The 12866-nt window shown below is 43.1% G+C and carries 13 protein-coding genes; 8 read left to right on the forward strand and 5 right to left on the reverse strand.

Annotated elements, in window-relative coordinates; genetic code table 11:
* The first annotated feature begins 3 nt into the window (after nt 1–3).
* On the forward strand, nt 4–1452 hold the full coding sequence (locus JUI58_RS22815; RefSeq protein WP_204106147.1) for a mechanosensitive ion channel family protein: 1449 nt from the start codon (nt 4–6) through the stop codon (nt 1450–1452).
* A 30-nt stretch (nt 1453–1482) separates the two neighbouring features.
* Here JUI58_RS22815 and JUI58_RS22820 read toward each other — a convergent pair whose 3' ends face one another.
* From JUI58_RS22820 to JUI58_RS22835, 4 genes are all read right to left on the reverse strand, one after another.
* Complete coding sequence (locus JUI58_RS22820; protein ID WP_204106148.1) at nt 1483–2691, reverse strand: 4-hydroxy-3-methylbut-2-enyl diphosphate reductase; 1209 nt, start codon at nt 2689–2691, stop codon at nt 1483–1485.
* Nucleotides 2692–2741: 50 nt separating this feature from the next.
* Nucleotides 2742–3749 carry a GDSL-type esterase/lipase family protein gene (locus JUI58_RS22825; protein ID WP_348539956.1) on the reverse strand — a complete coding sequence of 336 codons (1008 nt, stop codon included), beginning with the start codon at nt 3747–3749 and terminating at the stop codon, nt 2742–2744.
* A gap of 209 nt (nt 3750–3958) precedes the next feature.
* A complete protein-coding gene (locus JUI58_RS22830) occupies nt 3959–5476 on the reverse strand; it encodes an ammonium transporter (protein WP_204106149.1) in 1518 nt (505 codons plus the stop codon).
* A gap of 360 nt (nt 5477–5836) precedes the next feature.
* Nucleotides 5837–6625, reverse strand: a complete 789-nt coding sequence (locus JUI58_RS22835; protein ID WP_204106150.1) for a sulfite exporter TauE/SafE family protein — start codon at nt 6623–6625, stop codon at nt 5837–5839.
* A 110-nt stretch (nt 6626–6735) separates the two neighbouring features.
* Here JUI58_RS22835 and JUI58_RS22840 point away from each other — a divergent pair, with 110 nt between their 5' ends.
* The 4 genes from JUI58_RS22840 to JUI58_RS22855 all read left to right on the forward strand — a co-directional run bounded on the left by JUI58_RS22840 (nt 6736) and on the right by JUI58_RS22855 (nt 9623).
* Nucleotides 6736–6939, forward strand: coding sequence for a DUF751 family protein (locus JUI58_RS22840; RefSeq protein ID WP_204106151.1), 204 nt, complete (start codon nt 6736–6738; stop codon nt 6937–6939).
* A gap of 89 nt (nt 6940–7028) precedes the next feature.
* Nucleotides 7029–7475, forward strand: coding sequence for a 30S ribosome-binding factor RbfA (gene rbfA / locus JUI58_RS22845; protein ID WP_204106152.1), 447 nt, complete (start codon nt 7029–7031; stop codon nt 7473–7475).
* A 6-nt stretch (nt 7476–7481) separates the two neighbouring features.
* On the forward strand, nt 7482–9080 hold the full coding sequence (locus JUI58_RS22850) for a glycoside hydrolase family 3 N-terminal domain-containing protein (RefSeq protein ID WP_204106153.1): 1599 nt from the start codon (nt 7482–7484) through the stop codon (nt 9078–9080).
* A 276-nt stretch (nt 9081–9356) separates the two neighbouring features.
* Complete coding sequence (locus JUI58_RS22855; RefSeq protein ID WP_204106154.1) at nt 9357–9623, forward strand: DUF4327 family protein; 267 nt, start codon at nt 9357–9359, stop codon at nt 9621–9623.
* A 58-nt stretch (nt 9624–9681) separates the two neighbouring features.
* Here JUI58_RS22855 and JUI58_RS22860 read toward each other — a convergent pair whose 3' ends face one another.
* Nucleotides 9682–10029: a hypothetical protein gene (locus JUI58_RS22860; RefSeq protein WP_204106155.1), complete on the reverse strand. Its 348-nt coding sequence runs from the start codon at nt 10027–10029 to the stop codon at nt 9682–9684.
* A 184-nt stretch (nt 10030–10213) separates the two neighbouring features.
* Between JUI58_RS22860 and JUI58_RS22865 the strand changes: the two genes are divergently transcribed.
* From JUI58_RS22865 to JUI58_RS22875, 3 genes are all read left to right on the forward strand, one after another.
* A complete protein-coding gene (locus JUI58_RS22865; RefSeq protein WP_204106156.1) occupies nt 10214–11122 on the forward strand; it encodes a cation diffusion facilitator family transporter in 909 nt (302 codons plus the stop codon).
* Nucleotides 11079–11345, forward strand: a complete 267-nt coding sequence (locus tag JUI58_RS22870) for a hypothetical protein (RefSeq protein WP_204106157.1) — start codon at nt 11079–11081, stop codon at nt 11343–11345. The genes JUI58_RS22865 and JUI58_RS22870 overlap by 44 nt, the downstream gene beginning before the upstream one ends.
* Nucleotides 11346–11371: 26 nt before the next feature.
* Nucleotides 11372–12866: ABC transporter substrate-binding protein (locus JUI58_RS22875; RefSeq protein ID WP_204106158.1), on the forward strand; the 1495-nt coding region annotated here is incomplete at its 3' end.

Here is a 12866-nt window from a genome sequence, read left to right on the forward strand (position 1 = left end):
GAGATGGATCGATCGCAATGGGTTAATGCAATTGTATTTATTATTGGATTTCCCTTTTTAACCATTATTTTAGGAGAAATTGTCGATCGCCTAGAAACTCGCAAAAATATAGGCTGGGCAAAATTATTAGGAAATATTCGCATTCTCGTTTTACCTTCCCTCGCAACTTGGGTGGTGATCCATCAATTTTTGGCAGTGACTCGCGAAAGTTGGTTGCTTAAAGGGATCGAATCTCTGATCGGATATAGTGCGATCGTCGCTCTTCTCAACCTAATTGGAATCCTGTTTATTCGCAATCCCAAAGCTAAATCTCAGCCTCTTTTTATCGTTCCTCGTTTATTCGTACAGATCGCTCACATTCTCGTTATTTTAAGCGTGGGAGCATATATATTAAGTAGTATTTGGCAAGTCGATTTAAGCAGTATTGCGACCGCTTTAGGAGTCGGTTCCCTGGTCATTGCTTTAGCGTTGCAAAATACCCTCAGTAATCTAGTCTCTGGATTTTTGTTGCTTTTTGATAGTCCTTTTAAGGTGGGAGACTGGATTCGCTTTGGAGATATTGAAGGGCAAATTGTGGATCTCAACTGGCGATCGGTACGTTTAAAAACCCTAGATCGGGATTTATTAATTGTTCCTAATAGTGTTTTAGATGGGGAAAATATTTATAATTATCATAGTGGCGATCGCCTTCACGCTGAACGCTATTTAGTCGGTTTCTCTTATGATGATCCTCCCAATCACGTCAAGCGAGTTTTAGAAAGTGCAACAGCAGAAACTCATCGCATCTTATCTCAACCTCGTCCAGAAGTCCGAACTGTATCCTATGATGATTTTGCTATTACTTATGAAGTGAAGTATTTCATCGATGATTTTCAATATGTTGAAGAAATTAGGAATGAATTTAGAACCAGCATTTTTTACGCAGCTAAACGGAATGGTTTAACGATTCCTTTCCCCATTCGGACTATATATCACGTCCGTCAATCAATTCCTCGAAGGGAAGAATATCTCGAACAAATACAGAATTTTTTACAATCTTTACCCTATTTTGTCTCTCTTGAACCCAATACGATCGCCAAATTTGCAGAAAAGGCGGCGATACAAGTATATGGTATTGGCGATCGCGTGGTGAGAGAAGGAGAATCCGACGATGGTTTATATATCATTCAAGAGGGAAAAATTCGCCTTTTTGTCGCGGATTTACACGGCCATCAAAAGGAAGTTGCTTATCTATCTCAAGAGGACTTTTTTGGCGAAACAGCTTTACTTCCAGGGGAAGTTAGCTTGGTGACAGGAATTGTGACTCAAGATTTGACCGTTTTGGTACTCCCTTCTGAAGTTGTAGCAGAGTCGATCGCCGGAAGCGCTCGTTTTGCCAAACAAATGTATCATTTTATTGAGGAACGGAAAGCACAAATCTACCTGACTAAAGGTGCGAAAAGTTTATCTTAGGATTTGGCATAAAATTGGGATATAAGTGATTTATCTGGCTATTATTTTCTCTTTTAAGGATAAAATACGCTCGATCGCCTCTTCTACGGATTTATCGGGGGTAGAGGCTCCGGAGGTAATACCGATCGCTATTTTACCCTCTGGCAACCAATTCTCTGTTACTGCGATCGCCTTGTCTAAAGGTTTATGTTCGATGCGATTTCCAGGGCCAATGCGATCGGCGCTATCGATATGATAAGAAATAATGCCTTTATCAATGGCAATTTCCTGTAGGTGGGTAGTATTAGAAGAGTTAAAACCACCAATGACAACCATGAGAGATAAATCTTCTTTAACGAGGCCAAACATGGCATCTTGACGCTCTTGAGTAGCATCACAAATCGTATTGAAACTCATAAAATGCGCGTTAAATTCTATCGGTCCATATTTTTCCAGCATGGTTTTTTCAAAGAGTTTCCCGATCGCCTCAGTTTCGCTTTTAAGCATAGTCGTTTGATTGGCGACACCAATACGCTCTAGATCGCGATCGGGATCGAACCCGAGAGAATGAGCATTAGTAAATTTAGCTAAGAATTCTTCTTTATCGCCACCCTGCAAAATATAATTGCGAACATATTCCGCTTCTTTTAAATTCAAAACGACTAAATAAGTTCCTGCAAAAGAACTGGTTGCAACGGTTTCTTCATGTTTGTATTTGCCGTGAATAATCGAAGTATGCTTTTTCTTCTTATGTTTTTCCACAGAATTCCAGACTTTAGAAACCCAAGGACAAGTTGTATCGACAATTGTGCAGCCGCGATCGTTGAGAAATTTCATTTCTTGAACGCTGGCACCAAAAGCAGGTAAAATAACAATATCGCCAGTCTCAACCACTGAAAAATCTTTCTCTCCTGCTTTGACTTCAATAAAACCGACTTCCATTTCCTGTAAGCGTGTATTAACACTAGGATTATGGATAATTTCATTGGTGATCCAAATTCGTTCCTCGGGAAAATGACTGCGAGTTTCGTAAGCCATTGCTACAGCACGTTCAACTCCCCAACAAAACCCAAAAGATTCTGCTAAAAAGATAGTCACGTCGCCGCGATCGAGACGATAATTATTATCGCGAATTTCTTGAATTAAACTGCTTTGATATTCAGTATTTAAAGCCACAACAGCTTCTTTATGATTGCCAAATCCCCGACGGTAGTAATTAGGGGAATGATTGAGATCGCGTTTAAAAGTTTTTGTATCCATGTTTTGTTACCTGTTTACCTGTTTGCCTGTTTGCCTGTTTGCCTATTCCCTCACTGATAAGCAATTTGGTCGAAAATTTTTAAAGCAGTTGACCACACTTTATATCCTTCCGAATTAAGGTGCAAACCGTCGGTACTGAGTTCCATTCTTAAGTTACCGCGATCGTCGGCAAAAAGGGGATAGAGATCGAGAAAAAGAGCATTTTCCTCTCGAGCGATCGCTTGGAGTTGATAATTGAGGTGTCGCACTCGTTCATTCGGGATTTCCAAGAGGCGATCGCGACCTTCCCAAGTGGCTTTTTCAGCACTGTGGGGCAGAATGGACTGTACGATGATTCGGGTGCGAGGATGGGCATTTTTCAAGTCTTGGAGAATGAGCCGATAATTAGCCAAAATGGTTTCATCGCCAATGCCTGCCAAGATATCATTAATCCCGATCATCAAGAAGAAAGTTTCTGGACTGGTGCGATCGAGTAAATGCAAACGACGCAATAATCCTTTGGTTTTCTCTCCCGAAATGCCTTGATTGAGCCAAGTTTTGTTAGTGGGGAGAAAATTCTGATTAAACCAGAGTGTAATCGAATCTCCCAAGAGAACAGATAAATTATTCGGTTGTACCTCAGCCATACTATTTGCTTCTCGTGCCAATAATTCCACCCATTGGCGGTAATTCAGGCGCTGACTCGGATTGTTTTGTTCTTGGGCGAGGGGGGTTTTAGCCAGTAGCTGCATGGACGCACCCGAGAAATTAGCTAAAGCAATTTCTGAAGGGATTGGCTGTTGCTGCCAAAGATAGACAACTGCTAATAATAAAATGCCATTGGCAGTTAAGGACAAAACCGACCAATTGTAGGCGGTAATACTTCTATCCTGGGTTTGTAGGTGAGGCCTTCCCCCGCGAGACGATCGCCTCCGCAGTTCATTTTTGAGTTTACCTCGATCACGATCGCCCGGATTTACGGACAATTGAGAACGATTGTTTTGCTCTAAAGTTTTGTCCCGATCGCGATCGGGTCTTCTCTTGACCCGACGAGAATGCTTTTTCCAAGGCACAGACACGCATTGTCTCCTAGTTGTTTGATTTGCTTCCTAGTTTGACCGAGAAGGGAAAAAAGTAAAGACCTACCTTTGACCCAGAGGACGGGGAACATTGACGATGCACCCCTAGGATTCCTCATTTTAGGATAAAAGGCAGGCTTTCTAGATGTAAATTTGCTGAAATGTTAGGGAAATAGGAATAAAGTCAGGCTGCGCGATCGCATCAAAACTTAAATTTCTCCAGCGACATCGCTACCGCTAACCGGAGAAACTGTTCCTCCAGAAAAGGTATCGGTTTCGGTAACGAAGCCGCTATATGCCTCCATTCCGTGTTCGCTGATATCCAAACCTCGCATTTCTTCTTCTGCTCCAACACGAATGCCTAAGATAGCTTTGAGAAGTAACCAAACAATAGAGCTAAAGGCAACAGTAAAACCACCAACGGAGAGAATACCGACAATTTGAGCTAAGAAATTCGCACCGCCAAAAATGGCCACGGCGATCGTTCCCCAGATTCCATTGACGAGGTGAACCGAAAGCGCCCCTACAGGATCGTCAATTCTGATGGCATCAAAGAAGGCAACAGCAAAGACCACAAGGACTCCTGCGATCGCGCCGACAATAACGGCTCCCCAATAGGGAATGGCATCGCAACCGGCGGTAATTCCCACCAATCCAGCTAAAATGCCGTTAACGACCATTGATAAGTCAGGCTTGCCATCTTTAACCCATGAGGTGATAGTGGCAAGAACCCCCCCCGCAGATGCGGCAAGAGTGGTGGTCAGAGCAATATAGGTAATATTGGGGGTTGCACCTAATTCTGAACCGGGGTTGAATCCATACCAACCAATCCACAGAATCAAACATCCCAAGGTAGCAATACTCATATTGTGGCCGGGGATGGCATTAACACCGCCACTGGCGGGATATTTGCTGATTCTTGGACCGAGGAAAGCCGCCCCCATTAATGCCGCCCAACCGCCAACAGAGTGAACGACAGTAGAACCTGCAAAATCATGGAAGCCAACATCTTCACCAAAGGGAAGAGAGCTTAACCAGCCTCCCGCCCAAACCCAGTGACCGGTGATGGGATAGGAAATAGCAACCAGTAAAAAGGCAAAGATAATGAAAGAGGTAAAATGAATCCTTTCTGCTACTGTTCCAGAAACAATGGTGGCAGCCGTTGCAGCAAAGGCAACTTGGAATAAAAAGGCTACGGAAATTGGCAGTCCTCCGGGAAATGGATCGAGTCCGTAAGTTGCCGGATCGCTACTGGCTAGGAAAAAGCCACTCATGCCAATAAAGGGGCCTCCCGGGGCTGCCCCATACATAAAGGCAAAACCAACCGCCCAGTAAGCCAATACAGCAATCCCAAAAACAATCAAGTTTTTGGCAAGGATATTCACTGCATTTTTTTGGCGGCAGAATCCTGCTTCTACCATTGCAAAACCAGCGTTCATGAAGATCACCAGCACGGCACAGAAGAAGACAAAAACCGTATCCAAAATCCCTTTGATGACGGCTGGATCGCTCATGTCCATTTCGTCAAGGTCAAAGGCGTGCTGGGCAACTGCCGCGCCGTCCCAAACCAAGACAATAATGGCAACTAAGGGGATGCAGATCAGCCACGTGGGAGAAAACCAACGCGAGATTTTTTTGAAAGATTTGAGATAAGGGGATGTTCCTGTCGCGAAGCGCGATCGCTGTTTCCGCCCCGACCTCACACTCTCTGTTGTTGAATTGGACATCGTTACAAAACTTTCCTGAATTTAAGCAACACGGTTCAAGCGTTAACCCGGAACTCGTTCTGTCAGATTGAAATTCCCAACAGATTCCGTTCGTTTCCATTCTTGCTTGCCCTTGAATGGGGTTAGCATATCATTTGAATGGGGACTTGCTCTGAACTTATACAATTACCCGATTTAACTTCAAAAGTCTAGTCTTATTAGAGATTAAAATATACGATTGTTACGATTGTTGCAAAGTTAAGAACATAAATATGAGAGGGTAAATTCACCAATCTTGTAATGTTTCCTTTTTTCTTTCTGTATCTTTAATTACAGTTATTTGAGATTAATGATTACTTAATAATCCTACGTTAAAATTGTTTATTGAACATCCTTCAGTGACATTCCCGATCGCCAAAAGAAGTAAATGGCAAGAATAGCTAAGAGAGTACGAAAACACAAATTCACAACGCGATCGGGGAGTTTTGGTAAATAGCGGGTACTTATTCTCGCGCCCAATAAACCGCCGACTCCCAAAAAGATTCCGGGTAGCAATAAAACATTATTTTCCAGGGCATGACCGATACAAGCTGCAATTGAAGTGATGACAATAACTCCCAAGCTGGTTTGGATTGCTGTTTTAATGGTTTCTCCCAGCAGGAGCATTTGTAAGGGAACCATAATTACTCCGCCACCGACTCCAAAAAGTCCGGCTAAAAGTCCGGCTAACCCTCCGGTAATTAAGCGGAAGATTAAGGGCTTAATGCCTTCTCTATGGAAGGATGTCGTTTCAGATGTATCCCTGAGACGTTTTCGTAACATCCCCAAAAAAATTGTAACGATTAGTAATACACCAAATGCGCCTTCTTTAAGGTAGGTGGGCAGTTGGCCGACTAAATAGACTCCTATTTGTGCTGTGGCGATCGCCGGCAGTCCCAAGAGAATAATATTTTTAGGTTGGAGGAACCCCATACGCCAGTTTTGTAGGGTTCCTGACAGGGCAGTGATAACAATGGCTAAACTACTTGTAGCAATGGCTTGATTGTAGGGATAGCCCAAACCTACTAAAATTGGCACTAGCACCGTCCCTCCGCCAATTCCGAATAATCCGGCCAGCAGCCCGGCAAATAAGCCCGCAAAAGGCAATAGAATCCAGTTTGTGGCAACCACGCTTTTTCAGTTAAAGGTTAATATTAGATATAGTTAACCGCAAGATCTCGGGCTTGTCGAATTGACGGGAAAATGTTACGAGTATAAGGAAAAATATTTTGGCGATCGCGATGAAAGAGTTTTTTGAAAATGTTTTGCGCTACCAACGCTATTTTATTACCATCACATTAGGGATTTTCTTTGCGCTGTTTGGCTGGTTGAAACCTTTACTCAAAAATCCTGTCACGGCAGTTGCTTTAGTCGGAATGCTTGTTAGTATTTTGATTTTTGTGACTTTAACCCTGAGAGGAATGTTAGGATTATCAACACTTTGAGAAAATAAAGCGAATTTGTTGTTAATGGGGCGATCGCAACATTCGCCACTGTTTAGATATTAAGTATTGCCAATAACTGAGGGAGAATTATGGCTAATAGTCGTCGAGTTTCTAGGGTTTCTGCTTTAATTAAGCGCGAAGTCGGTCAATTATTATTTAATGGCATCAAGGATGATCGTGTGGTGGGAATGGTCAGCGTTACCGATGTGGACGTTTCCGGAGATCTACAACACGTTAAAATTTTTGTCAGTATTTATGGAACTGAAGAGGTCAAAATGCAAACAATGGAAGGGTTAAAAGCCTCTAAGGGTTGGGTGCGCCGCGAACTAGGTCAACGGGTACGCTTGCGACGCACTCCAGAGGTGGTTTTTATTGAGGATCGCGCTCTCGAACGCGGCGATCGCATGATTCACTTATTAGAAGAGATTGTGGGGGATTCTAGCTCATCCAATACTGAACCGGAAACTGAAGGCGATCGCCAACCTCTCGTTGCAGAAGAAATAGAAACAGACACGGAAATAACCCCAAAAACATAATAAAAAATGAAAAACGAAATTGGCCAAATGCTTGTGGTGCGGGCATCTGGTCATTTATTTGACCAACAAATTCGCTATCCGGTTTGGGAGGCAACCCAGCAACAATTACAATATTGGCTCGCCGATCTGAATATTGGTGGGGTTATTTTGCTGGGGGGAAGTGTGGTTGAATTAGCCGCGCGATCGCGTCAATTACAAAATTGGGCGAAAACGCCCCTTCTCATTGCTGCGGATATTGAAGAGGGAGTCGGACAGCGTTTTCCGGGTGGGACCTGGTTTCCTCCTCCCATGGCCTTAAGCGCGATCGCCGATCGCAAAACCGCGCAACAATGTGCAGCAGAAATGGGGAAAACCACAGCGCGAGAAGCCCTTGCAGCAGGGATTAATTGGCTTCTCGCCCCGGTTGTTGATGTTAATAATAATCCCGATAATCCTGTCATTAATATTCGCGCTTTTGGGGATACTCCCGAAGCCGTAACGGAACTAGCAACAGCTTTTATTGCGGGATGTCAGCATTATCCCGTTTTAACGACAGCCAAACATTTTCCTGGACATGGGGACACCGCGACGGATTCTCATTTGGACTTACCCGCGATCGCCCATTCAGAAAAGCGTCTCCATGAGGTCGAATTACCCCCCTTTATAGGCGCGATCGCCGCCGGGGTTGATAGCATCATGACGGCTCATTTACGGGTTTTAGCGTGGGATGAAGAGACTCCCGCAACCCTCTCCTATCCCATTCTGACGGAGCAACTGCGGCACAAGATGGGTTTTGAGGGCTTAATTGTCACCGATGCCCTTGTGATGGCTGGAGTTGCCAATTATGCTGATGCTGAGGAAATTTGCTTGCAGGCGATCGAAGCCGGTGCCGATATTCTCTTAATGCCCGCGAATCCAGAAAAAGCAATTGCAGCCATTGAGAATGCCGTAAAAACTGGGCGAATTTCCCGCGATCGCCTTCGTGCTTCCCTCGATCGCATTCGCACAGCAAAAGAGAAAATTAGTGCGAATGCCCTAGCGCGATCGCCCCAAAAACAAGATGCGGCGATCGCCCTCTCCTTCGATCCTTCTCAATTTGCCCAAACCCGCGATCGCGCCACTGTCGAAACAATTTTACGAGAGTCAATGCAGCAAGGGGGAAATTTGCCCCTACAACCGCCCCAAACCCCTCACCAAGGGATTAATGCGATCGTCGCCAACACCCTTCTCAACAATGATTTCCTTGGTTTCCACACCCCCGCCATTACCATTCCCCGTCAATTAGGTTACGAATTGCAACTTTTACAACCCCAACATTTAGAGCAACTGCTCACTTTCTCATCCATTGTCTTACAACTGTTCGTGCGAGGAAATCCCTTTCGCGGTAGTGCCAGTCTCACTCCTGAAACGCGATCGGTAATTAAAGGTTTGTTAAGAAACGGTCAAATCAAGGCCATTGCCATATACGGTAGTCCCTATACCGTCGAGTGGTTATTGCCAGACTTAACTCCCGATCTTCCTTGGGCGTTCTCTTATGGGCAAATGCCCACCGCACAAAAGATAATGTGGGAATTTTTGTTGGGTTCGGAAATATTAGAAAATGTTCGGCAAAATGCTTTTATATAACTTATATTAATCTTTGCCCGAAAAAAAATACTTCCTCTTCTCTATTTTTGAGAAGAACCCAAAAGCAGTCTTTTAATGGCTTTTCCCTTGTTTTTCTTCCCCCGTGCAGAACTTATACCGATCTCAATCCAGTTTTAGAATTCTTATCTTCCTAGGAGATTGAACTGTAACTCCTTATACTGAATTAAGTGCAGTTACCCTAAGAAGGATTGCTCGAAGTTACTGTTCGAGATTGCTGCTCGACATTTCTAGAAAACGGCTCGCGTTAGGTGAATTATGACTGTTCCAACTTTAATATCTGCCCCTTCCATTATCCCGTCTACCCCTTCAGGCTTTCGCTATTCCATTGATTTACTTAAAGATGAAGCAAGAGGATTGGTGGATAGAGGAATGGTGAGCCGCCAACAACCCATTTACGTCCTTTGTCAACATATTCCCGCCCGTGAATGGATCTTCGTCGAATGCGAGTTAGAGAAATGCGAATACTTGCTTCGCGATCGCATTGGAGATTTAATCGGCTCAGAGACTTGGGAAAACGACTGAATTTATCTAATTCAATTTATCTAATTTACCTAATTTACCTTGACCTTCATTTTCTCGCTCATACAGCTTGTTCTAAGTACGAGTTGATATCTTCGACTAATTGAGTGAGTTCCGCCTCTGTTGTGAGGCGTAGGCGATCGTCTCTTACGGTAATCAGAACCTTGGCCGCAAAGGGTGTGGCATAAATATTAGGATTGCAAAACACCTCCAGAAAAACGTCCCCCGCATAGCGATATTCCATATTGGCTTTGGGAGACGGTTTTTTTTTGCCCGCAGCCCTCTCAGAGGCAATCTCCTTTAAGGTTTGCATGAGTTTCTGAATTTCCGCCTTCAGTGCATTGGCAGAATCCAGCGTAAATTTAAAGGAAACAGAACCTTGAGTTAAATTGAGAGAGAGTTGACTCATTAGATAGTTGATAATTGATCTTGACGAGTTGATACAGGGTAGAAATTTGTCCCGATCCCCACGATCGCCTAAAACTTGTCCCTGAAAAAATCTATCAGAGAACGATCGCTTTTGGTTGATTTTGCTTAACAAAAGTAAACAAACCCTTTTCTGTTTTTTATGCCCCATTACCCATTATCCCGTTGTGGTTAAAGATAACCGTGCAGAAGTTCGTAAAGTCTTACTCCTAACCTTGGGACTCAATCTTGCCGTATTGGGTCTTAAAGCCGGGGTTGGCTTTATCACGGGGTCTCTCAGCTTGCAAGCCGATGCCCTGCATAGCGTCACCGATAGCGCGAATAACATACTGGGACTGGTGGCCAGCAATTTTTCTTCTCCCCAACCCGATCGCGATCATCCCTACGGACACCAAAAATTTGAGGCACTTGGAGCCTTGGGAATTGCCGCGTTTTTGGGGATCGCCTGTTTTGAAATTCTACGAAATGCGGTCGGGGGCTTGTTTGCGGATTTGACCCCCATCAAAATTTCGCTGACAGAATTGGGATTTTTACTCATTGTCTTGGGAATTAATATTTTTGTCGCCTTTTATGAGCGCAGTGTGGGAAGGCGCGTGGGTAGTCCTATTCTCATTGCCGATGCCAAACATACCATGAGCGATATCTGGGTGACAATTGCAGTTTTAGTCGGCTTATTTGGGGTGTGGCAGGGAGAATTACTGGGCTGGCCGCAATTACAATGGTTAGATGTAGTTTTATCTTTTCCTGTAGCCTTGCTGGTCTTTTGGAGTGGCTGGGAAGTTTTAAAAGAAAATTTACCCTGGTTAGTCGATCGCATGGCGATCGCACCAGAAACGATTTACGAAATCGCCATAAATGTTCCAGGGGTGATTAACTGTCACGAGATCGCCTCTCGGGGGGTTTTAGGGAGACAAGTTTTTATTGAAATGCACTTAATTGTTGATGCACCCGATGTCAAGACCGCCCATAATATTACAGAAGAAGTCGAGGCACGTTTAGAAGAACGTTTTAGTCCCGTGCGAATTCTGATTCATGTTGAACCGCCAAGTTATCAGAGCGATCGCATTACTTATTAAATTTTATGCCCTCCACCTAAGTTATCCACAATATTGTTACTTTTTCCACAGATTTTCAGGAGTTTTCCACAGTATTAAAGGCACGATAATTCGGAGGAATACTCTCTTTATCTTCTGTCAATACTTAGAGAATGAGTATCGCGATCGCCAAGCTCAAGAAAATGGGGCGATCGCAGGGATCTGTGAATTTCAGAAAATACGTCACGAGTTTGGTTATAATTAATGGCTAGTCTATCGACTCTTGGATTGATGCAAAAGACAAAAAATAAATGGAAGAGATATCGAGGAGAACTTTTCTTTTTATTATCCCTCCTAATTTTTATTTTAGTATTGGGATGGGTTAACTTAAACTTTAATCCAGATACGATTAAGATCGCGATCGCCGTCCCTCAAAGTAATACTGAAAAAGCATTGGTCTCCCTCGGTCAAGAGATGATAGACGGCGCTCAATTTTATGTTGACCAAGTGAATCGGGAAGGAGGAATTAAAGGCAAAAAACTAGAGTTACTGGTTTATGATGACCAATTTAAACCCAATATAGCTGGGAAAGTAGCCCAAGATATTTGTGCTTCTTCAGCCCTAGGGATTTTAGGGCATTATACTGGCGCAATGTCTTTAAAAGCAGGCGAAGTCTATCAAAAATGCGAAATTCCTGCGATTACAGGGAGTGCGACAGTTGACACGGTAACGGATAATAACCCTTGGTATTTTCGCACAATTTTCAAGAATAGCGATCAAGCTCGGTTTATTGCCCACTACGTTCAATCTGTCTTTAAATCAAAAAATGTTTACTTAGTAACCGGTGATGATCCTTATAGTAAAACGTTAGGAGAAGAACTAAAAACATATTTTATCGCCTTTGGAGAAAAACTTAACTTTATCGGATCGCAAGAATTAAACGACGATATCAGTCGCACGGTAGATAGCATTTTTTTTCACTTATTAAAGTTAAAAAAGGCAGGTCAAGAACCCGATTTAATCATTATTGCCATGCAAGAATTTGAAGCTACAAAACTCATTCGTAAAATGAGACGAAATGGCATAAACTCATCCATTGTTGGGGGGGACTCAATCGGTAATGTTTCGTTTGCTCAAAGTTTTGCTGATACAACCGAAGAACAATCAACCCCTGGTTTTTTTACCGATGATATTCATGCTGTTGTACCGGCAATTCTCGATATTTCTGGAGAGGAAGGAGAAAAGTTTAAGAACGAATTTGAGTTGCGCTATGGCTATACACCGGGATGGCTTCCTATATTTTACCATGATTCCGCTCATGTTCTTGTTGAAGCCATTAAAAATGCTATCATTGCTAATGAAAATTCATCTCAAAAAAGATTTAACTTTAAAGATATCGCGACAATGCGTCGTCAAGTCCGGGACGCATTAACAAAAATAAACTCCCCAGAAAAAGCAGTTGAAGGAGTCACCCGAACCTTCTATTTCAACGACCAAAGAAATACTCAACCACTGGTTTTAATGGGTATTTTTAATCAAAATCAATTCATTTCTGCCCTCACTCAACTTACTCTTATTAAGGATGGTACTATCATTAATGATTTGGAAGAAGAACTGGAACAGGATAATTTGATTCAAATCGGTAGCGATAGCTATTTGGAAAAAACCCATATTGTTTATACGGGTATAGATATCAATGAAGTAACCCATATCGACGAAAAAAATTCATCTTTTTTACTGGATTTTTATCTCTGGTTTCGCTACAAAGGAGATATAGAACCTGACG

The sequence above is a fragment of the Spirulina sp. CCY15215 genome (assembly GCF_016888125.1).
Lineage (GTDB): Bacteria > Cyanobacteriota > Cyanobacteriia > Cyanobacteriales > Spirulinaceae > CCY15215.

Excerpts from the sequence above, each read along its gene's own strand:
- JUI58_RS22855 (WP_204106154.1), top strand. The coding sequence starts at position 9,357 with ATGACTGTTCCAACTTTAATATCTGCCCCTTCCATTATCCCGTCTACC.
- JUI58_RS22850 (WP_204106153.1), top strand. The coding sequence starts at position 7,482 with ATGAAAAACGAAATTGGCCAAATGCTTGTGGTGCGGGCATCTGGTCAT.
- JUI58_RS22820 (WP_204106148.1), bottom strand. The coding sequence starts at position 2,691 with ATGGATACAAAAACTTTTAAACGCGATCTCAATCATTCCCCTAATTAC.
- rbfA (WP_204106152.1), top strand. The coding sequence starts at position 7,029 with ATGGCTAATAGTCGTCGAGTTTCTAGGGTTTCTGCTTTAATTAAGCGC.
- JUI58_RS22840 (WP_204106151.1), top strand. The coding sequence starts at position 6,736 with ATGAAAGAGTTTTTTGAAAATGTTTTGCGCTACCAACGCTATTTTATT.
- JUI58_RS22860 (WP_204106155.1), bottom strand. The coding sequence starts at position 10,029 with ATGAGTCAACTCTCTCTCAATTTAACTCAAGGTTCTGTTTCCTTTAAA.
- JUI58_RS22815 (WP_204106147.1), top strand. The coding sequence starts at position 4 with ATGGATCGATCGCAATGGGTTAATGCAATTGTATTTATTATTGGATTT.
- JUI58_RS22830 (WP_204106149.1), bottom strand. The coding sequence starts at position 5,476 with ATGTCCAATTCAACAACAGAGAGTGTGAGGTCGGGGCGGAAACAGCGA.
- JUI58_RS22870 (WP_204106157.1), top strand. The coding sequence starts at position 11,079 with ATGTTGAACCGCCAAGTTATCAGAGCGATCGCATTACTTATTAAATTT.